The following is a 19,566-nucleotide window of genomic DNA, read 5'->3' on the forward strand; positions in this document are numbered from 1 at the left end:
AATCTTTGACTCGCCACTGGTATGACTGTATCCTCAGTTTGGTTGGTATTCCCCTCCCTAGACTAAAAATGATACGTCGAGATTAAAAAGGAGAGACAGCAAAGAACGAGCGCCGGTATTGCTTTCGGAAAAGGATCTCTAGCAATCACAAGTAGGATGAAGGCAGCTACCAACATGGTCACGCCTAAAAGCAATCCTGATAGTAATGCAACGGTCGAAAACCATATGCCAATAATCAAGCCTATGGAACTGATGATTTCAATAAAGCCAGTTAAGAAGTTAAAGAGGGGAGGGAGTCCAAATCGATCAAATTCATTCGCCATTTTACCGGAAATAATTTTTGTACCTGTAAACATAAAGAAGATCGCAACGATGACTTGCAAAATAATTATGGTCATGACGGCTTCCTCACTTTCGTTATTCAGTATCAAATTTAATATATGCTATAGCATGTATTTGATGGAGAAAGTATCTGCCTCTCCATTTATTCATCCTTTACTACTTGATAGAGTTTATCGAGCAAAGCATGCAATTCCGCAATCTCTACATCGGTAAGTTTTTGCGTGACATGATTATGCGCTTCGGTAACGACGGGTATAAGCATTGATTTTAGCTCCATCCCTTTGTCACTCAGCAACAAATTATGAGAGCGTCTATCCTCGTCATTTAAAGTGCGAATGACGATTCCCTTTTTTTCAAGCGAGTAAATCATTCTGACGACGGTGGTTTGATCTCGGTCAATAGCATCCGAAAGTTCCTTTTGTGTTATCGCTCTTTCTCCATCCATTACACTAAGAATTCCCCATTGCTCTGGCGTGATCTCAAATTGTTTTAACCTCTTCTTAAAATAGTTCGTCATTTTCATATCTGTGCGGTGAAGAAGAAATCCGGTCAGATTGAATAATTCCATAGAAAATCCAAGCTCCTTTATTTACATGCTATAGCATATAAAATGCTAGCTTATTTATTCCAGTTAGTCAAATAAAATAGTGTCGGGAAAGCCTCAGTGAAAAAAGAGTAAAGAAAACGAAAAAACTGGTAAAGATATTAAAACTTATAATTCAGAATATTTAATATAATACGAACTATCTCACAAAAAGATCATGAGGGGGTTCGTGTATGGGATTTCGTTCCTGGATTTCTGTGGCGCTCCAATTAACGATGGCGACAGCATTGCTTGTAGGCTGTAGTCAGCCGGCGGCCACTCCTGACTCAGCATCGCCGTCAGGTGCGAATGGCGTCACGCTAAAAATGGTCGAGAGCATTACTAGCCCACAACGAACTGCGCTGTTAAAAGAAATGCTAGCCCAGTTTGAAGCAAAGAATCCGGGGATCAAAGTCGATTTGATTTCACCTCCCTTTGAAGGAGCCGATCAGAAGATCACACAGATGCTGATGGCAAAAGAAGAGCTGGACGTACTGGAGGTTCGTGAATTCAATGCCAAGCAGTTTTCGATGAATGGCTTTATTGAAAATTTGAAGCCCTACACAGACAAATGGAAAAATTACGATCAACTGACCGACGTCGCTAAACGTCGAGCCACTTGGGTGGACAAAACACCTTATTACATTCCGAATGGACTGTACCAGCGCGTCTTATATTATCGGACGGATTGGTTTAAGGAAGCTGGGATCGAGGTGCCGAAGACGTGGGATGAGCTCTTGGTCGCAGCCAAAAAGCTGACGGACCCAGCCAAAAACCGCTACGGATACAGCTTCCGGGGAGGGGCGACTGGGTGGGATTACGCGCTGATCACCATGTGGGCCTACAACGGGACAGAGGTCGACCCTGACTCTGCCTTTTTCATGAAGGATGGACGCACGCTCTTCTCCACGCCGCAATCACTAGAAGCGATGCAGTATTACAAACAGCTTTACAAGGAAGGCTCTCCAAAAGATTCGGTAAGCTGGGGCTTTCAGGAGATGGTACAGGGGTTTGTAGCGGGTTCGACTGCCATGCTGATTCAAGACCCTGACGTCATCGATGGAGCCAAGGAGAAGATGCAGGAAGGGACGTGGGCGACCGCTCCGATTCCGATTGGTCCTTCGGGCGTCGCTCAACAAGTAGTCGGTGGGCCGGGTTGGGGAATGACGTCGTACTCGAAGCACAAGGAAGAGGCGTGGAAGCTAATTGAATTCCTCTCTGATCCAGAACAGAGCACTCATTTTGCGAAAAAGACTTCCACGATTCCTGTCGTGAAAAGCGCGGCAGAAGATGAATTTTACAAGACAGGTTACTACCAGCCGTTTATTGAGATGAGCCAGCAGCCGACGAAGTTCCTCGATGTTTCACGTCCTGTGGACTACAAAGGCTGGGGAGCTTGGCAAAGCACGGCGGATAAAGATATTCAGAGCTTTTTGCTCGATCAGCTCACCGCAGAGGACCTGCTGAAAAAATGGGATCAATACTGGACGAAAGAAAAAGCCGAACGAAAGTAGACGTGGGGGGATGGTAGCTTGGACACACAAAAACCCATCGTCATGACGACGAAGCAGGTTGTGCCGGAAGGGAAGAAATCGTTCCGGATTTCCAAAGAAGGTCGCTTCATATTTTTGTGCCTCTTGCCCGCCATTTTGTTTGTTTCGGTCTTTACGTATTATCCACTCGTGCGTGGAATCATCATGTCTTTTCAGAACTACACGCTCTTTGACTTGATGAATATTCAGTTCATCGGGCTGGACAACTTTGTGAACGTACTGACAAGTCCAGACTTCCCGCGAGTTGCTATGAACAGCTTTTACTGGGTGTTTTTCTCCCTCGTCTTTCAATTGCTGTTTGGCTTTATGCTGGCCCTCTTGATGCGTAAAAAATTTCGCGGAAGAGGGATTTACCAGGCATTTGTCTTTTTCCCGTGGGCGATGTCCGGCTTTCTGATTGGGCTGATTTGGCGGTGGATGTTCAATGCCCAGTTTGGCGTCATTAATGATTTGCTCTTGAAAACGGGTCTGATCGATGCGCCGATTTCCTTTTTGGCGGATGGCACTTGGGCGATGGCTGCCGTCATTATCGCGAATATTTGGTATGGCGTCGCGTTTTTTGCCATCATGATTCTGGCTGCCCTGCAATCGATCCCGGAGGAGCTGTACGAAGCGGCGGCAATGGATGGAGCGGGGCGGATTCAGCAGTTGTGGAGTGTAACACTGCCGTATATCATGCCTACGATGCTGGTGACAATCCTGTTGCGGGTCATCTGGATTCTCAACTTCCCAGATATTATTTATGCGATGACAAATGGAGCTCCTGCAGGCTCCACGCATATTTTCGCTACCTACATGATCGATAAAGTCATCTTTGGACAAGACTACGGGCAAGCCTCGGCAGTAGGTGTCATCATCGTGCTGATTTTGATGTTGTTCACGATCTTTTACGTGAAAGCGACCAAAGTAGAGAAGGGAGGGGACTTCTGATGCACCGTGAACATCTAGGGTGGAGGACTGGCAGAGCGATTGTATTGACCCTGTTTCTTGCTTTTGCGATTTTCCCGCTGTATTGGATTATCATTACGTCGCTCAAAGGTCAAAAGGAAATCTTTTCGCTCCCGATTCAATATTGGCCGGAACAGGTGACGTTGATCAACTACTTGGAGATCTTTCAGATTTCCCACTTTCAGGTGTATATCTGGAACAGCTTTCTCGTTTCCTTGGTCGCTTCGGCTATGGTCGTATTCATTGCAATGCTCGGTGGTTACGTGTTGGCCCGCTTTTCGTTTAAAGGAAAGCGGCAGGTAATGTTCGGATTTCTCGTCACCCAAATGATCCCGATGTTCATTGGCATGGCGCCGTTGTATATGATGATGTCCAAGATGCACATCTTAAACAGCCTGTTTTCGTTGATGCTCATCTACACGGTCATGCTGATTCCATTTTGTACGATCATCATGTCTGGCTTTTTCCAACGGATACCCAACGCCTTGGAGGAAGCGGCGATGATGGACGGCTGTTCCCGGTTGAGCGCCCTGTTTCGCGTCATCGTGCCGATCATGCTCCCCGGAATTGCAGCCACGTTTATTTTCGCGTTCGTCCAATGCTGGAACGAGCTGATTATGGCAGTTCTGTTCATTGATGAAGAGTCAGTCAAAACGATTCCCGTCGCGATGAATGCCTTCATCAAAAAGTACGATATCGAATGGGGAGCGATGTCGGCAGCTACGGTGCTGTCAGTCATCCCGACGATGCTGCTGTTTGCGTTTTGTCAAAAGTACTTGGTGGAAGGGCTCACACAGGGTGCCGTAAAAGGCTAGAAGTAGTCACGCATGCCAGCTTGATACGCTGTCTCATCGTCGTTTTCCAGACCAAACAGCGCTTCTTCCAAGGCAAATGTACTACGGTAAAATCGCATCCTTGTCATCACCTGCTCAAGCTGGGGGTACACCGGAGTGAAGTACTGCAAAAACGGTTCCCCGTAGCTCGCGCAGAGTCCCGCGAGGTCGTATGCCGGATCGCCCACACCCGAGCCGCCAAAGTCAATGATGCCTGTGATGCACTGTTTTATCGGGGAGTACAAGATATTCCCTGTGCCAAAATCTCCGTGAGTCAAGCAAGGCTGAAAATCAAAGTGGGCAGGGTTTGCCAGGTACGATTCGAACCGCTCTGCTACATCCTTTTTCGCTTGCTCACGCATAGCTGGGAACAAGTGCGAAACAATCTGTTCATACAGCTCAGTCAACTGCTTGGCCATGTCAAAATCGCCAGGGATGAGCTCTGGGAGTAAGGAGGAGACGGGAAGCTGGTGCAGTTCATGAAGAAATTGTGCCAGTTGGGCAGCGACAGTCGGTACCGAATTTTGACGAGAGACTACTTGAAAAGCTTCTCGGGTAAAAGGATCACCTTCGAGTAGCGGATATCCGGCAAACACCCGCCCAGGTATTTCCTCGGCAAAGGACAAATAGATCGGAGCCGGAATCGGCAGGGAGAGGTATGGTTTTACCGTGCGTAAAATGTTCGTTTCGACCTTCAGTTGCTCGATTCCGGCGGTATATTTCGGGAAGCGAAACACGTACGCGTCATTGACGATGAGCACATCATTGTTTTGGCCCATCTCGTTAAAGTAGGCGGAAGTGATGGCCAATTCCGGATACGTTGCTTGAATGTGTTGGATATACGCTTGCGTTGTCATCATGGTTCTCCTTCCAATACCCCGCATTTCGAAAAAAGAGCACTCTCCCCTAAGGAAAGTGCTCTTTCGTATTTACGATGCTGCCAGTTCAAATCTGACGAGCGTTTCTTTGGTGTCTGCGAGCTTTTCTAGTTCAACAATTCGCCAGTTATGGGAGATTGTCCTGCGCATCCACGCCAATGCATCGTCTGGTAAGCGAACGTGGTGCAGCGCTGTTTCCTCAACGTGATAATCGTGCTCTGCTTGGATGTTGTAGCGTTTGTTTAGCAAAAACTTAATCCCGTTAAAAGTGGTGAACTTGATCTGGTAGCCTTCGCGAATCGCAGCCTCCAGCGTAGAGGGATCATTTTTGGACAGTTCAAAGAGATGGGTGTAATCGTACTTGCCGCCCTCCACGTCCGAAAAAGGCGTAGGGTCACCTGTTCTCAGCTTGTGGATGATTTCCTCATCGACGAATCCATGGGCACGGGCTGCCTCTAAGAGCATCGTTTCCCACTGGGATAGTTTTACGGTAGACATGGACTGTCCCCTCCTCTTATCACGATGTAACGGTACAGACTCGCCCGCTTTCTCCTAGTATAAAGCAACGAAATTGTACTTCTCAACTACAATTCCGACTGTTTTAGTGTGAAAAGTGCGGCGAACTGCTTTGATTAGGATGAAAGCGAGGAGAGCTTCTTCTTTTCACGCGGCTCCTTTGAGGTTGTGGTCAAGGTCACGCCTGCGATGATGAGAACCGCTCCGAAAAACTGTACAGCCGTTACAGGCTTTGCCAGCAATAGTAAGCCAAACAGCATGGCAATAAACGGTTCCAGATTGGCAAACATCGCGGCTTTGGCAGCGCCTACCTTCTGTAGTTGACTGTTCCAGATTAGGGTCACAATACCGTGCATGATGACAGCGGTGACAAACAAGAGAATCCAGGATGAGAGGCTGGTGCTTACCGTGGCCGTAGGGATGCTGATCAGGACAAAAGGCAGCATCGATCCGAAGCCGATCAAATTGGATACGAGCGTCGTCACGAGTGGAGGGAGTCGATGTCCCAACAACCTGACGAGTATGATCGAGGTCGCGAATGTCAGCATCGTCAATACAATCCAAAGGATACCTACATCAAAATGCAGCTCTGCCCCTGTATAAATGACGAATAAAACGCCTGATGTACCGATCACCGAACCGATTGCCATGCGGCCAGTCAGTGATTCTTTCAAGAACAAGGCAGCCAAGAGAGCGGTTGTAATCGGCGTCAGCGCCAGGATCAGAGCAGAGGTGGTCGGATCAGCCGTTACGAGCCCTTTGTAAAAGGACCACTGGTTGATGAATACGCCGACAACTCCCAGTACCGCGAGCAAGAACCAGTCCGTACGAGTGAGCTTTGGCATTTTCAGACGCCCTCTGGACCAAATGAGCAGAAACAGCACGATAAACAAGAGACGCATAGCCGACAAAAAGAGCGGAGAAAACTCTGCGACGAGCATTTTCCCGAAGACGAAATTGCTGCCCCAAGCGGTTACGCAAAAAATGAGCAGCAAGTAGGAGCGTAGCATAGGATTCGTTCCTTCCTGTGGGTCAGCGAGTGTGATCCGGCGTTCGGATGTACCGTTTCCATAGCCAGGTCATGCACAAGTAGGCCGTTAAGACCAGAGCTGTACATAAGGAGGCAATCCAGATTGCCATCATCGGATCGACGTACATCCGGCTGCTATAGCCTGCGACGAATCCCATAACTGCGCTGATCAAAATGAAAGTAGGTGCCTTCCCCTTCGTCAACACGATGACGACGACAGGCAAAAACAGCGAGGCATACATAATGCCAAAGAAGAACAGCAAATCCAGCAAGGTCGGCTGGAAGTAGATCGTCAAACCATACGAAAGCGCACCGATAGCAATGGCAAGGATGTAGCCCAAACGGATTTTTTGCCGTTCTGAAGCGTCTGGGCGGAACAGCTGATAGACGTTGTTGACCATCAGACTGATCATGGAATGAAGACCTGCACCAAAAGCGGACATGATCGCACCGAAGGCACAGAGGACAAATAATACAAGCAATATCATCGTGTCAATCTTGCGTACGAGATCAAACAACAGCGAGTAAATATCATCAAAGCCGCCCGTAAAAAGAACGATGATGATCAGCGAGGAAAACGCCAGTGGTACGGTGGCAAAAATGAGTCCGGACACCAGAAAGGTAGGGACGATCTTTTTTTCTTCCATCATATAGAGACGCTGCCACGATGCCTGATCGACAAACACTTGACCAAACCCAATCAACAGCCCGGTAATGATAAAAAAAAGACCCTCGTTGTTGTTGAGCACCAGAAGGTAAGGATGGTAAAGACGCAGTCCGTTATAGACATGCTCGACGCCTTTACCGACGAAAAAGTAGACGGGAATCAGGATGATGGCCGCAAACGTAATGACAATTTGCACGATGGCAAAACGATGGATCGAGCGAATACCTCCGATGCCTGCAAACAGCACACAAAATCCAAAAAAGCAGAGCAAGCCGAGCGGGATCGGTAAACCAAACAAGATGTTCAGCAATACGCCCCCAGCCATTCCCTGGACGAACATCGCTTCAATCGTGGTAATCAAAAGGATGATGATCATTAGCCAGTAACCAAACGGATGTAGCTTGTCCCGCATGTAATCCCCAATAGTCATCCCTTCTGATAACTCACGGCGGACCTTACGCCCAAGCAGTCCAAACATACTAAGGGCAAATGCTCCCATCAAAGCGAAGCCGATCCCGCCAAATATCCCGTATTTGACGAGTGCTTCTGGTGAACCGAATATTGTGTTTCCGGTCACCCAGCGGGCGAGGATCGAGACGACGCCAAGCCCAATGCCGATCTTTGCTGCGCCTACCACGTATTCGCGAAAGGATAAGTAGGTCAAGATGCATTCCCCTTGTCCCGGTATTCTTTCGGGGTTTTCCCCACTACCTTGCGAAAAATGGTGCTGAAATAGTGTTGGCTGTTGAAGCCAGTCCGCTCGGCAACCGTCGATATGCTCCAATCAGGATGAGCGATCAGGAACTTCTTCGACATTTGAATGCGGTACTGCATTAAATACTCGGAAAAGGAGACACCCACTTCTTCATGAAAGCGGCGACTCAAATAGGTAGGATTGATATGGACCTCTGCGGCAAGATCAGCTAGATTCAGCTTCTCCGCGAATTTTTGATGAATGATGTTCATCGCATCGGAAATAATTCGGGTGTAAGCGGAGAGGGCAGGGCTCTTCTGATATTTTTTCAGAATGTCGACCAGCTCGCTCTCAATGACGGGCTTCGTGATGTAATCCACGACACCGAGGCGGATCGATTGCTTGGCATAATGAAAATCTTGATAAGCCGTGACAATGATGAGCTCGATGTCTTTGTGCTGGGCTCTCAGCTCTTCGCCAAGCACCAGCCCGGATTTCCCCGGAAGATTAATGTCCAGAAAGGCGAGATGAAGAGGAACCTTCTGGCTGATCGCCATGGCTTGACTGCCATCTGCGGCCTTGTAGAATTTCCACAAGGGGAACATGGGCTGAATCAAATACTCGAGCTGGTCCAGCTCCAATGGTTCGTCATCCACGAGTAGTACGTTCATCTTCTCACCTCAGATCGATTTGTTCATAAGTACAGGGCCACCTGACAGACACAAGAGTTCCTCCCTCAGATATCGGAGCAAGCTCCAGATGTGCATGATCACCAAAACAAAGGTGGAGCCGCCTGCGGATGTTGTCCAACCCGTGACCGCTCTTCTCATGTGGCTGTTCCGTTTCGATCTCACTTTCATTCTGGAAGGCTGTGAGTCCGGAAGAACCGTTGTCGATGACCGTAAGCAGGACATCGTCATCTTTTCGGCTTATGCGGATGTCTAAGATAGCTTCGCCCATTTTCCGTTCCAATCCATGCTTAAATGCGTTTTCCACAATCGTCTGCAAGACGAAAGGGGGAATGGATGCTTGCAAGAGATCATCTGCACAATCAAGTTGAATCCGGAGCCGATCGCCGAAACGCAGCTTTTGAATCTCCAAATATTGCTCCGTGTACGTAATCTCCCGCGCCAATGAAATCAATGGCTCTGTGGATTTATATTTGAATTTGAGAAACTGGGAGAGGACTTCGAGCGCTCTCACCAGTTCCTTCGTTCGGTTCAATCGCGCCAGACTCAGAATGACATTTAGCGTATTAAACAAGAAGTGAGGCTGGATTTGTTGATTCAACTGATTGTAAAGCGCTTGCTGCAACTCTTTTTCCAGCTCGATCTTCAGATTTTTGTTTTCTAACAGATCAATCCGCTTCTCGAAAATGAACAGAAACAATAAAGCAATAGCTCCTATGATAGGAGCCAAAATAAACAGCAGAATGAGCAATGTGAAACCTTCGAAGCTTATCATGAGATCCCTTCTGTTATGGATAGATTTTGCAGTTACCATCATATCATGCTGCTTCGTGATCTCTTGCGATTTTAGAAAATTTTAATCTCTTTACTGTAAAGTTCAAAAAGTCGACTTTTCAGCACCGAGAAAGTGGCGAGAACCTGAAGAAGGAGGAGTGGAGTGTAGTGTAGGAAACCTACATGAGCACCGGACTTCAAAGGTGAACGCCAGTTTCGATGCCGAATTCGCTTACAGAATTGCTTCGTGATCAAAAGTCGATTTTTTGAACAATCGCTTAGATGATGTGGCAGGCTACTTGATGTGTATCGTGTAAACTCGTGAGTCCTGGCACTTCTGTTTTGCAGCGATCAATCGCATACGGGCAACGCGTATGGAAGCGGCAGCCCTGCGGAGGATTGATCGGAGAAGGTACATCGCCGCGCAGAATGATCCGCTCCTGCTTTTTGCTTACGTCCGGTACCGGGATCGCAGACAGGAGTGCCTGCGTGTAAGGATGCTGCGGATTGTCGAACAGCGACTTTTTATCCGCGATCTCTACCACTTTACCGAGGTACATCACCATGACGCGATCCGAGATGTGACGAACGACGCCAAGGTCATGAGAGATAAACAAATACGTCAGTTTGAACTGCCTTTGCAATGATTTCAGGAGATTCAGCACTTGAGCCTGAATGGATACGTCGAGTGCCGATACGGCTTCGTCACAAATGATCAGCTTCGGTTGCATCGCGAGTGCACGGGCAATCCCGATCCGTTGGCGTTGTCCGCCGCTGAATTCATGCGGGAAGCGGTCAATTTGATCCGGACGCAAACCTACATAGCCGAGCAGCTCGATTATACGCTCGCGGCGTTGATGCGCAGGAACGATATTTTGGATCGCCAACGCTTCCCCGAGAATAGCGGATACCGATTGGCGCGGGTTGAGTGAAGCAAATGGGTCCTGGAAAATGACCTGCAAATGCTTGCGCATGTCGCGCATTTGCTTCTTGGACATCGCCAGCAGATCTTGTCCTTCGAATAGTACCGTTCCGCTCGTCGGTTCATCCAGACGGAGGATGGCACGACCGGTAGTGGATTTTCCACAACCGGATTCGCCTACAATACTCAGTGTTTCACCTTCATGGATCGTGAAGCTAATGTCATCCACGGCTTTTACGTGGTTGACGGTACGGCCTAAAATGCCGCCTTTGATCGGGAAGTGCTGCTTGAGATTTTTTACTTCGAGTAGTGGTTTTTTCGTTGGATTCGCTTGTGTCGTCATCATGGTCATACCCCCACTTCCGTAGCAGTCTTGGTGTCGCCGTCCCACTCAGACGTATACATCCAGCAGCGTACTTTGCTTCCGTCTGCATACTCCAAGAGCTCAGGAAGCTTCGTATTGCACAGCTCTGTTGCATGCGGGCAACGTGGAGCGAATCGGCATCCAACTGGCATGTTGAACGGACTTGGTACATTTCCTTTAATCGCTTGCAGCTCTTCCACGTCCTCATCCAGACGGGGGAGGGAGTTCATTAGCCCCACTGTATAGGGATGGCGTGGATTCGAAAACAAGTTTTGTGCAGTCGTGTACTCCACGACTTTTCCTGCGTACATGACTGCAACGCGATCGCATGTTTCAGCAACAACGCCCAGATCGTGGGTAATCATGATAATGCTCATGCCCATTTCGACTTGCAGCTTTTTCATCAGCTCGAGAATCTGAGCCTGAATCGTAACGTCCAAAGCGGTTGTCGGTTCATCCGCGATCAAAATTTCCGGGCGGCAGGCGAGAGCCATCGCGATCATGACGCGTTGGCGCATACCCCCAGACAATTCATGCGGCTCTTGAGTCGCGCGTTTTTCCGGGGAAGGAATACCGACCAGACGCAGCATGTCTACTGCTTTGTCCCATGCTTCCTTACGTCCCATGTTTTGGTGCAGGCGCAATACCTCTGCGATTTGTTCCCCAACCGAATAAACCGGATTAAGCGAGGTCATTGGCTCTTGGAAAATCATCGAAATCTCGTTGCCGCGGATCGCGCGCATGTCTGCTTCTGATTTTTTCGTCAGGTCTTGCCCTTTGAAAAGGATTTCTCCTCCTACAATTTTTCCCGGAGGACTGGCAATCAAACGGAGGATCGAGAGGGAAGTGATACTTTTTCCACAGCCCGATTCTCCTACCAGACCTAGTGTCTCTCCTCTATTTAGAGAGAAATCAACGCCGTCCACTGCTTTACTGACGCCATCGTCTGTGAAAAAATGCGTTTGCAGATTGCGAACGTCCAGGATGATATCTCGTTGTTCCGGCATGGTGATCCCTCCTTAGTTCAGATCAATTCGTTTATTAAAGTAGCGATACAATACATCGACGAGTAGGTTCACGAATACGAAGATAATGGAAGCGATCAGTACGCCGCCTTGTACGACAGGCAAATCACGCATGCGGATCGCATCGACAATTAGACGACCCAAGCCGTTGATGGCAAATACAGATTCTACGAGAACCGTACCACCCAAAAGGAATCCGAACTGCAAGCCAACGACCGTAATAATCGGGATCAACGCGTTTTTCAAAGCATGTTTGTAAATGATGACTGTTTCACGCAGGCCTTTTGCTTTCGCTGTGCGGATGTAGTCTTGACGCACGACGTCGAGCATACTGGAGCGAGTCATACGAGCAACGATGGCAGCCCCAGCGGTACCGAGTGTGATCGCTGGCAAAATCATGTGCTTCCAGGTGCCCCAGCCTGCAACAGGGAAGAGTTGCAGCTTGACGGAGAACGTGTAGATTAAGCTCAAGCCGAGCCAAAAGCTTGGCAAGGATACACCGAGCAAGGCAATAACCATGATCGTAATATCAGCAGCAGAGTATTGCTTGGTAGCAGAGACGATACCTGCGATCATACCGAGTACAACGGTTACAAAAATACTGGCGAGTGCGAGTTCGATGGTAGCAGGCAATCGCGCCATAATCTCATCCCACACGGGAAGATTAGAGCGAAGTGACGTACCTAGATCACCTTGGAACACGTTAAAGACATATTGCGCGTACTGAACCATGATGGGTTGATCCAAGCCGAGTTGTGTTCGCATTTTTGCAATCGTTTCTGCAGAAGCGCCTTCACCGGCGAGCAATACAGCCGGGTCGCCAGGAACCATTTGCATGATCAAAAACACGACCAGAATGACACCGAGCAGGACGGGAATCATCTGCAGCAGGCGACGGATAATGTAAACAAACATGAAGATTTCCCTCCTATTGTTTCATTCGTGGATCGAGAGCGTCCCTGAGGCCGTCCCCAAAGATGTTGAAGCCGAGAACAAGAGTTGCAATAGCGAAACCAGGGAACATGGCTAGATGCGGAGCGGTAAACAAGAAGTCGCGTCCGTTACTGAGCATGGCGCCCCACTCCGGCAGAGGAGGCTGTGCTCCCAGTCCGAGGAACGACAGGCCAGCGGCGGATAGAATCGCGGTAGCTAGGCGCATCGTTGCCTGTACGATAATAGGAGACAAAATGTTTGGAAAAATGTGTCTAAAGATAATCGTGAAGTCATTGGCACCGAGTGAGCGGATCGCATCGATGTACTCCAGTTTTTTCACGGTCAAAGTAGAGCCGCGGACGATCCGTGCAAATACAGGAATCGAGAAGATACCAACGGCGATCATAACGTTAAAGAGACTTGGCCCTAAGGCACTGACAATGGCCAGAGATAGCAGGATTCCCGGGAAGGCGAGCAAAACATCGATGATACGGGAGATGACCGTATCTACCCAGCCTCCGTAGTAACCGGATAATAAGCCAAGAATAATTCCGAAAAATGCACCAATAAAGACGGCGACGAATCCGACGGACATCGAGAGCTGCGTTCCGTATAAAAGACGGCTCATTACATCCCGACCTTTGTCATCGGTACCCATCCAGTGCTCAGCAGATGGTGGCTTCAATTTGTTAACCAAATCAATCTCATAGGGATCGTAAGGAGCGATGAATGGTGCCAACAGGGCAATCGCGATGTAAAAAATCACGATACAGCCGCCTACCATGGCGAGTTTGTTTTTTCGTAGTTTCCTGTAAAAAGTCCGCCATCTGCTAGGGCGTGCAGCCGCTGCTTTCGGCGGAAGAGCTTGATTAGTTGGTGCAATCTCAACCTTCATGGTGTAACCCCTCCTTTGCTTACGTCAAAGTTATCAGAAAAATGTACGAAGTAAAGGCAATTTGAACAAGTCGTAAAAATAGTGAAAATAGACGTAAAGATTGTGCAAATCAAGTCTTCCGGCTTCCTAGATAATGGGGGAGAAAGGAATGGAGAGAGACAAAGAGAGGGTGGATAATGGATGGGCGTTACCTATTGGTTGACCAATGTTCGTTTGGAGACGGGCTACCGTCGGGAAAACGGTGTCGTCACGGGGACAGAGGCATCCTTGTTTCACATTTTGGTAAAAGACGGAAAATTCGCGCGTATTGTACCAGCGACAGAGAAGCTTACAGACGGTATTTTGCAAAAGGATGCAAAAGGCTTATTGGCACTCCCATCTTTCGTAGAGAAGCATGTTCATTTGGACAAAACGCTTCTGGGAGAACCATGGCGGGCAGTCATTCCTGTGTCCAATATTATTGAGCGTTGCGAGATTGAGAAGCGCACACTGCCAGGATTGCCGACAACCACACAAGAGCGTGCGGAGAATCTGTTGGAGATCCTCTTGTCTTATGGATCGACACACGTACGTACACATGTGGACATTTACCCAGAAGTGGGAATCTCCAATTTGGAATCAGTAAAAGCAGCATTAGCAACCTACGCGGATCGAGTCACCCATGAGATCGTCGCATTCCCGCAGCATGGCTTGTTGCGTACAGACGCAAAAGCACTCTTGCGTGAGGCATTGCGCCAAGGTGCGACTCATGTCGGAGGCGTAGACCCAGCTAATGTGGATGGCGATATAGAAGAATCTTTGCACCAGATGATGGAGCTGGCGGTAGAAGCAAACGCAGGTGTGGACTTGCATTTGCATGACCCGGGACATTTGGGAACCTACACAATGAAGCGACTAGCAGCAATGACCGTAGACGCTGGCTGGCAAGGCCGCGTAGCAATTAGCCATGCGTTTGCGCTCGGAGACATCCCTGTGCAGGAAGCAGAAGAGATGGCGACGATCCTGCGGGAAGCGGGCATTACGATCATCACCAGTGTGCCATTTAGCCGCGTTATTCCACCTGTGCAGCTGTTGCACCAAAATGGCGTCGACGTTGCGGTCGGCTGCGACAACATTTTTGACACGTGGCAGCCATACGGAAATGGCGATGTGCTGGAGCGCCTCTGGCGACTTGCTGAACGCAATCGTTGGCTGGACGAGTTGTCTCTGTCACAATCGCTGCGTTTTATCACAGGTGGCAAAACGACGCTGGATGCCAACGGAACACAGCTGTGGCCTGCACAAGGTGAAGACGCTAGCCTGATCCTCGTGGACGCGACCTGCTCGGCAGAAGCGATCGCGCGCCGTGCCGATCGACACGCTGTATTTTTCAAAGGCACTCTCGCTTCTGGTCAAGTGGAAGAAGTGAACGTTTAAGAGGGGGAAAAGCCGGTGAAATCTTCTCCTTATTGGATCGTCAACGCGCGATTGGAAAACGGGTATGAGTGGGAAGAAGGCGTGATCAGTGGAACGCGGACAGAGCTGTGCGATTTGCTCATTGAGCATGGGAAAATTACGCGGATTGTCCCTTCCAGTGAGATTTTGGAGGATGGGCTACCTAAAAAGGACGCGAAAGGCTTACTGATTTTGCCGTCTATGGCTGAGAAGCACATTCATCTAGAAAAAACGTATTACGGCGGTCCGTGGAAGGCAACAACTCCCGTAAAAAACTTGTTCGAACGCCACGCTGAGGACAGAGGGCTGTTGCCAATGTACCTCAAACAGGCTCAGACAGGAGCAGAAAATATTCTCTCGCTGCTGGTGGAAACAGGAGTTACACATGTAAGAACACATTGTCATGTAGACCCACAGGTTGGTCTTGGGTTCTTGGAAGGAATGAAGAAGGCGTTCGAGACGTATGCAGACCGTGTCTCCTACGAAATCGTTGCTTTCCCGCATTATGGCATGCTGCGTACACAAGCGCGAGACATGGTACGTGAGGCACTGCGTCAAGGCGCCACTCATGTAGGCGGCGTCGATCCAGGTGGAGTAGACGGAGACATCGAGCGTTCTCTGCAAACGATGCTAGAGTTGGCAGTCGAAGCGGATGCCGACATTGACATGCATTTGCATGATCCGGGGCATCTCGGCGTATTTACGATGAAGCGCCTCGCTGATCTGACGGAAGAGGCAGGCTGGCAAGGACGTGTCACGATTAGTCACGCGATGGGGTTAGGCGATGTTTCACAGGAAGAAGCCAGAGAGATGGCACAACGACTCGCCTCCCTTGGTATCTCGGTTGCATCGACCGTGCCGATCAATCGCCTGACCATTCCGATTCCGTTGCTGCATCAAGAAGGGGTTGCCGTCATGCTTGGAAACGACAGCTTGACCGACAACTGGACACCTTTTGGCAGTGGAGACTTGTTGGAAAAAGCAGGACGACTGGCTGAACGCTTTCGCTTGACGGATGAAAGATCGTTAGGCGTAGCACTCGGCTTCGTGACAGAAGGGCGGATCACTCTCGATGAAACCGGAAATCGCCTGTGGCCATTGGTTGGAGATGAGGCGAGCCTGATGGCGGTCGAAGCGACATGTTCAGCAGAAGCTGTTGCGAGACGTGCCAAGCGCAAGGTCGTTCTTTTCCAAGGCAACCGGGTAGCGGGTGAGTGGTAGTACTACTTTTAAATAGAAAGGATGTCATGGATAGATGTCTACAGCCTATTGGATTACCAACCTCCGCTTGGAGAGCGGATACCGCAAAGAAAACGACAAGGTGGTTGCTACAGATACTGAAGTGGCGCATCTATTAATCGAAGACGGACGAATTGCACAGATCGTGAGTGGAGCTGCTCCACAAACCGAGCTGCCAACGAAGGATGCCAGCGGTCTGTTGGCACTGCCGTCATTTAGGGATATGCACATCCACATCGATAAAACGTACTATGGCGGTCCTTGGAAAGCCGTGACACCAGTGAAAAACATCTTGGGTCGACTGGAAGAAGAGAGCCAGCTCATGCCGAAGCTGTTGCCAACAGCACAAGAGCGCGCAGAAAAAATGCTGGAATTGCTGCTGTCCGCAGGCTCCACCCATATTCGCTCCCATTGTAATATCGATCCGTACATCGGACTTAAAAACCTGGAAGCGACTATGGCAGCCCTGGAGACCTTCAGCGGCAGATTGCAGTGCGAGGTCGTTGCCTTCCCGCAGCAAGGTCTTCTGCGAAGCAACCAAGTGGAGAACATCCGCCAAGCCTTGAAAATGGGCGCAACCTACGTTGGGGGTGTAGACCCGGCGACAGTGGATCAAAACATCGAGAAATCGCTCGCTACCATTTTTGAGCTGGCAGTCGAAGCGAATGCTCCAATCGACGTTCACTTGCATGACCCGGATCATCTCGGGGTGTTTACATTCAAGCGTCTGGCTAAAATGACCGAAGAAGCAGGATGGCAAGGTCGCGTTACGATCAGCCATGCCAATTCCCTTGCTGACATCAGTCTGGAAGAAGCAGGCGACGTAGCTGAAATGCTCGCTGGATTGGGCATTTCGATCACTTCCACCGTACCGGTGAACAGAGGGACGATTCCCATTCCATTGCTACATGAAAAAGGTGTCTCCGTCTCTCTCGGAGACGACAGTATTACCGATCACTGGTCGCCATTTGGACAAGGCGATAGCTTAGAAAAAGCAGGTCGCTTGGCAGAGCGCTTCCGCATGCAGGATGAGCGTTCACTGTCCCAAGCACTGGGCTTTATTACAGGCGGGAAGACGCCGCTGGATAAAGAGGGCAACCGCATGTGGCCGAATGTTGGCGACGAGGCGGATATCGTATTCGTTCACGCATCCTCGGCAGCAGAAGCAGTTGCACGCCGCGCGAAGCGTCAAGCGGTCATGTACCGTGGTAATGTTGTTTCCGGGGCTTTGTAAAATCGAAAAGGAAAGAATAAAAAGGCAGAACCACAGGGTTTTGCCTTTTTTCTTTTGGTAAGTGTCTATAGTGGCCATAACGTGGAATTTATTTTCGTTTATATTGGTTTATTCCAATTTTATTAAACAATGGATTTTATTTGAGTTACTATTAGTAAAACTCATATTTTTCAGACATGTTTTGGGGGTGTCATTTTGTCGTTCATTGCAGAGACAAAAAACGTAGAACGCACGTTTGGTAGAGGGGCAACTGCCGTCAGAGCGCTTGCGGGGGTAAAAATACGTGTAGAATCAGGACGATTGCTCGTACTAAAAGGCAGATCAGGATCAGGAAAAACGACTCTATTAAACCTTTTGGGTGGTCTCGATCGTCCGACGGCAGGAAGCGTGTACTTTCAGGGAAGAGAAATCGGCCAGCTATCGGATCATGAGCGAACGAAGATCAGGCAAAAGAACATGGCGTTTATTTTCCAGTCGTTTGGCCTGCTTCCGCTGATGTCAGCCGCTGAAAACGTCGAGTTTGGACTCCGCCTGTCAGGGGTGCCTGCTGCCGAATGGAGGGAGCGTGTTCGCGAATCGCTGGATATCGTTGGTTTGTCCAAACGGGCGCATCATCGGCCGTTTGAGATGTCCGGTGGAGAACAGCAACGCTGTGCGATTGCCAGAGCTGTTGCGAACAGGCCGACACTACTATTGGCGGATGAGCCGACAGCTGAGCTGGATAGTAAAACGGGTCTGCAAATTAGCCGTTTGTTTCGCCAACTGGTCGATGAAGGTGCTATGAGCATTGTCATGACGACACATGATCCTGGTGTAATGGAGGTGGCGGACGATGTCTATGAATTGGAGGACGGTCGTATCAAGGAATAGCAAAATAAAATGGGCGTACTTGAGCGTTTTCCTTTTATTGACGGGCTGTTCCCTATTCCCTAAGGAAGAGGAGGTTCTGGCTCCGCCATTAGTGGAGCCGTCGCCTATCAAATACGAGGTGGCAGAAGTTTTACAAGGGCCGATCGTAAAAAGTGTGAAAGGAAACGCCTCCTTCACGACCGTGAAAACGGCGGAGCTCTCTTTCCCAGAGACGAAGGGACTGCGGCTGAAGTCGTTCTCTGTCCAAGGCGGCGATCAGGTGAAAAAAGGACAGGTACTTGCTGAATTGGATGCGGCTGAAATGGAGAGGTCGATCGAGTCGGCCCGGTATGAACTGGAGAAGGCAAAGCTGGAGCTGCTTGAAGCCCAGCAGGATAATCACTACGAAGTCGAATCCGCCAAGCTGGACGTTTTGAAGGCAGAGATGAACGCTAAGGTAGACGAGACCAAGCTAGCCAAGATCGAATTGGAAAAGGTTAAGCTAGACTTGGCGAAATTGCAGGATCCCAAGAAGCAGCAGTACGTGGTGGAGCGTGCCAGGCTGAACGTGAAGCAAAAAGAGATGGACTTGAAGAATCTGCAACAGCGTTGGGCTGAGACCAAGCTGATCTCGCCTTTTGACGGAATCGTGCTTTTCGTAAGCAATCAACAGGTAGGGGATGAGGTGGAGGCGCATCAAAAGTTGGTAACGATAGGCGATCCGAACAAGCTGTTCGTGGTGTATACCGCTCCCGAGAAAGAGGCGCTGCAAGATGTTAGGGAAGGGATGAAAGTGATTCTCTCGGGCAAAGACGGCGAAAAAGGCGAGGGGACAGTTGTTCAGACGCCCCTGCATGTCCCTTCCAATTTACCAGAGGATTTGACGAAGCTGTATCAGAGAAGTCTACTCATTACACCGAAAATCCCTCCAAAGGGCTTAGAGATCGGGACAGGAGTCAGTATTGAAGTGATTGTGGACAAGGAGGATCAGACGCTTTTTATACCGAGAAAAGCACTTCATGAATTATCAGGCAGGAAGTACGTTCGGGTGCTCGACGGGAATAGCAAGAAGGAAGTGGACGTGGAGACTGGTATCATGACCCAGACGGAGGTTGAGATTCGCAAAGGTCTTTCGGCAGGCCAACTGGTTATTTTGGAATAGGG

At 49.3% G+C, this 19,566-nt stretch carries 20 protein-coding genes; 8 read left to right on the forward strand and 12 right to left on the reverse strand.

Annotated elements, in window-relative coordinates; translation table 11 throughout:
- Window positions 1-62 precede the first annotated feature (62 nt).
- Both HPY27_RS18965 and HPY27_RS18970 read right to left on the reverse strand, forming a co-directional pair.
- Window positions 63-398 carry a DoxX family protein gene (locus HPY27_RS18965; RefSeq protein ID WP_017250965.1) on the reverse strand — a complete coding sequence of 112 codons (336 nt, stop codon included), beginning with the start codon at window positions 396-398 and terminating at the stop codon, window positions 63-65.
- Between the two features lie 86 nt (window positions 399-484).
- Window positions 485-910, reverse strand: a complete 426-nt coding sequence (locus HPY27_RS18970; protein ID WP_174225705.1) for a MarR family winged helix-turn-helix transcriptional regulator — start codon at window positions 908-910, stop codon at window positions 485-487.
- 209 nt (window positions 911-1,119) lie between these two features.
- Between HPY27_RS18970 and HPY27_RS18975 the strand changes: the two genes are divergently transcribed.
- From HPY27_RS18975 to HPY27_RS18985, 3 genes are read left to right on the forward strand one after another with little or no spacing between them, the layout of a single operon-like run.
- Window positions 1,120-2,439, forward strand: a complete 1,320-nt coding sequence (locus HPY27_RS18975) for an ABC transporter substrate-binding protein (RefSeq protein WP_174225706.1) — start codon at window positions 1,120-1,122, stop codon at window positions 2,437-2,439.
- A gap of 18 nt (window positions 2,440-2,457) precedes the next feature.
- Window positions 2,458-3,408, forward strand: a complete 951-nt coding sequence (locus HPY27_RS18980) for a carbohydrate ABC transporter permease (protein WP_069845692.1) — start codon at window positions 2,458-2,460, stop codon at window positions 3,406-3,408.
- Entirely contained in the window at window positions 3,408-4,241 is an 834-nt protein-coding gene (locus tag HPY27_RS18985) for a carbohydrate ABC transporter permease (protein WP_017250969.1), read from the forward strand. Before HPY27_RS18980 ends, HPY27_RS18985 begins: the two co-directional genes overlap by 1 nt.
- Here HPY27_RS18985 and HPY27_RS18990 read toward each other — a convergent pair.
- From HPY27_RS18990 to nikC, 10 genes are all read right to left on the reverse strand, one after another.
- Window positions 4,238-5,116: a phosphotransferase family protein gene (locus HPY27_RS18990; RefSeq protein ID WP_174225766.1), complete on the reverse strand. Its 879-nt coding sequence runs from the start codon at window positions 5,114-5,116 to the stop codon at window positions 4,238-4,240. The genes HPY27_RS18985 and HPY27_RS18990 overlap by 4 nt on opposite strands.
- 72 nt (window positions 5,117-5,188) lie before the next feature.
- Window positions 5,189-5,635, reverse strand: a complete 447-nt coding sequence (locus HPY27_RS18995; RefSeq protein WP_173622342.1) for a hypothetical protein — start codon at window positions 5,633-5,635, stop codon at window positions 5,189-5,191.
- Between the two features lie 134 nt (window positions 5,636-5,769).
- Window positions 5,770-6,663, reverse strand: coding sequence for a DMT family transporter (locus HPY27_RS19000; protein WP_017250972.1), 894 nt, complete (start codon window positions 6,661-6,663; stop codon window positions 5,770-5,772).
- A gap of 22 nt (window positions 6,664-6,685) precedes the next feature.
- Window positions 6,686-8,014 (reverse strand): sodium:solute symporter family transporter, encoded by a 1,329-nt coding sequence (locus HPY27_RS19005; RefSeq protein ID WP_106654362.1) that lies wholly within the window; start codon window positions 8,012-8,014, stop codon window positions 6,686-6,688.
- On the reverse strand, window positions 8,011-8,715 hold the full coding sequence (locus tag HPY27_RS19010) for a response regulator transcription factor (protein WP_017250974.1): 705 nt from the start codon (window positions 8,713-8,715) through the stop codon (window positions 8,011-8,013). The genes HPY27_RS19005 and HPY27_RS19010 overlap by 4 nt, the downstream gene beginning before the upstream one ends.
- A 4-nt stretch (window positions 8,716-8,719) precedes the next feature.
- Window positions 8,720-9,508 (reverse strand): sensor histidine kinase, encoded by a 789-nt coding sequence (locus HPY27_RS19015; RefSeq protein WP_017250975.1) that lies wholly within the window; start codon window positions 9,506-9,508, stop codon window positions 8,720-8,722.
- Window positions 9,509-9,785: 277 nt separating this feature from the next.
- Complete coding sequence (locus HPY27_RS19020; RefSeq protein WP_254612938.1) at window positions 9,786-10,775, reverse strand: ABC transporter ATP-binding protein; 990 nt, start codon at window positions 10,773-10,775, stop codon at window positions 9,786-9,788.
- 2 nt (window positions 10,776-10,777) lie between these two features.
- A complete protein-coding gene (locus HPY27_RS19025) occupies window positions 10,778-11,800 on the reverse strand; it encodes an ABC transporter ATP-binding protein (RefSeq protein WP_017250977.1) in 1,023 nt (340 codons plus the stop codon).
- A gap of 12 nt (window positions 11,801-11,812) precedes the next feature.
- Entirely contained in the window at window positions 11,813-12,733 is a 921-nt protein-coding gene (nikB, locus tag HPY27_RS19030) for a nickel ABC transporter permease (RefSeq protein WP_017250978.1), read from the reverse strand.
- 13 nt (window positions 12,734-12,746) lie between these two features.
- Window positions 12,747-13,646 carry a nickel transporter permease gene (nikC, locus tag HPY27_RS19035; RefSeq protein ID WP_017250979.1) on the reverse strand — a complete coding sequence of 300 codons (900 nt, stop codon included), beginning with the start codon at window positions 13,644-13,646 and terminating at the stop codon, window positions 12,747-12,749.
- A 180-nt stretch (window positions 13,647-13,826) separates the two neighbouring features.
- Between nikC and HPY27_RS19040 the strand changes: the two genes are divergently transcribed.
- The 5 genes from HPY27_RS19040 (at window position 13,827) to HPY27_RS19060 (ending at window position 19,564) form a co-directional block, all read left to right on the forward strand.
- Window positions 13,827-15,062, forward strand: a complete 1,236-nt coding sequence (locus HPY27_RS19040; RefSeq protein WP_174225707.1) for an amidohydrolase — start codon at window positions 13,827-13,829, stop codon at window positions 15,060-15,062.
- A gap of 15 nt (window positions 15,063-15,077) precedes the next feature.
- Complete coding sequence (locus HPY27_RS19045; RefSeq protein ID WP_174225708.1) at window positions 15,078-16,301, forward strand: amidohydrolase; 1,224 nt, start codon at window positions 15,078-15,080, stop codon at window positions 16,299-16,301.
- 34 nt (window positions 16,302-16,335) lie between these two features.
- The gene (locus tag HPY27_RS19050) at window positions 16,336-17,553 is read left to right on the forward strand and encodes an amidohydrolase family protein (protein ID WP_069845671.1); all 1,218 of its coding nucleotides are present in this window, start codon (window positions 16,336-16,338) and stop codon (window positions 17,551-17,553) included.
- Window positions 17,554-17,748: 195 nt separating this feature from the next.
- Window positions 17,749-18,423 carry an ABC transporter ATP-binding protein gene (locus HPY27_RS19055; protein ID WP_017250983.1) on the forward strand — a complete coding sequence of 225 codons (675 nt, stop codon included), beginning with the start codon at window positions 17,749-17,751 and terminating at the stop codon, window positions 18,421-18,423.
- Entirely contained in the window at window positions 18,386-19,564 is a 1,179-nt protein-coding gene (locus HPY27_RS19060; protein ID WP_069845666.1) for an efflux RND transporter periplasmic adaptor subunit, read from the forward strand. The genes HPY27_RS19055 and HPY27_RS19060 overlap by 38 nt, the downstream gene beginning before the upstream one ends.
- Window positions 19,565-19,566 lie beyond the last annotated feature (2 nt).

This window comes from Brevibacillus sp. HB1.1 (genome assembly GCF_013332445.1).
GTDB lineage: Bacteria > Bacillota > Bacilli > Brevibacillales > Brevibacillaceae > Brevibacillus > Brevibacillus porteri.

Excerpts from the sequence above, each read along its gene's own strand:
- HPY27_RS18965 (WP_017250965.1), bottom strand. The coding sequence starts at position 398 with ATGACCATAATTATTTTGCAAGTCATCGTTGCGATCTTCTTTATGTTT.
- HPY27_RS18970 (WP_174225705.1), bottom strand. The coding sequence starts at position 910 with ATGGAATTATTCAATCTGACCGGATTTCTTCTTCACCGCACAGATATG.
- HPY27_RS18975 (WP_174225706.1), top strand. The coding sequence starts at position 1,120 with ATGGGATTTCGTTCCTGGATTTCTGTGGCGCTCCAATTAACGATGGCG.
- HPY27_RS18985 (WP_017250969.1), top strand. The coding sequence starts at position 3,408 with ATGCACCGTGAACATCTAGGGTGGAGGACTGGCAGAGCGATTGTATTG.
- HPY27_RS18990 (WP_174225766.1), bottom strand. The coding sequence starts at position 5,116 with ATGACAACGCAAGCGTATATCCAACACATTCAAGCAACGTATCCGGAA.
- HPY27_RS18995 (WP_173622342.1), bottom strand. The coding sequence starts at position 5,635 with ATGTCTACCGTAAAACTATCCCAGTGGGAAACGATGCTCTTAGAGGCA.
- HPY27_RS19000 (WP_017250972.1), bottom strand. The coding sequence starts at position 6,663 with ATGCTACGCTCCTACTTGCTGCTCATTTTTTGCGTAACCGCTTGGGGC.
- HPY27_RS19010 (WP_017250974.1), bottom strand. The coding sequence starts at position 8,715 with ATGAACGTACTACTCGTGGATGACGAACCATTGGAGCTGGACCAGCTC.
- HPY27_RS19015 (WP_017250975.1), bottom strand. The coding sequence starts at position 9,508 with ATGATAAGCTTCGAAGGTTTCACATTGCTCATTCTGCTGTTTATTTTG.
- HPY27_RS19020 (WP_254612938.1), bottom strand. The coding sequence starts at position 10,775 with ATGATGACGACACAAGCGAATCCAACGAAAAAACCACTACTCGAAGTA.
- HPY27_RS19025 (WP_017250977.1), bottom strand. The coding sequence starts at position 11,800 with ATGCCGGAACAACGAGATATCATCCTGGACGTTCGCAATCTGCAAACG.
- nikB (WP_017250978.1), bottom strand. The coding sequence starts at position 12,733 with ATGTTTGTTTACATTATCCGTCGCCTGCTGCAGATGATTCCCGTCCTG.
- nikC (WP_017250979.1), bottom strand. The coding sequence starts at position 13,646 with ATGAAGGTTGAGATTGCACCAACTAATCAAGCTCTTCCGCCGAAAGCA.
- HPY27_RS19040 (WP_174225707.1), top strand. The coding sequence starts at position 13,827 with ATGGGCGTTACCTATTGGTTGACCAATGTTCGTTTGGAGACGGGCTAC.
- HPY27_RS19050 (WP_069845671.1), top strand. The coding sequence starts at position 16,336 with ATGTCTACAGCCTATTGGATTACCAACCTCCGCTTGGAGAGCGGATAC.
- HPY27_RS19060 (WP_069845666.1), top strand. The coding sequence starts at position 18,386 with ATGTCTATGAATTGGAGGACGGTCGTATCAAGGAATAGCAAAATAAAA.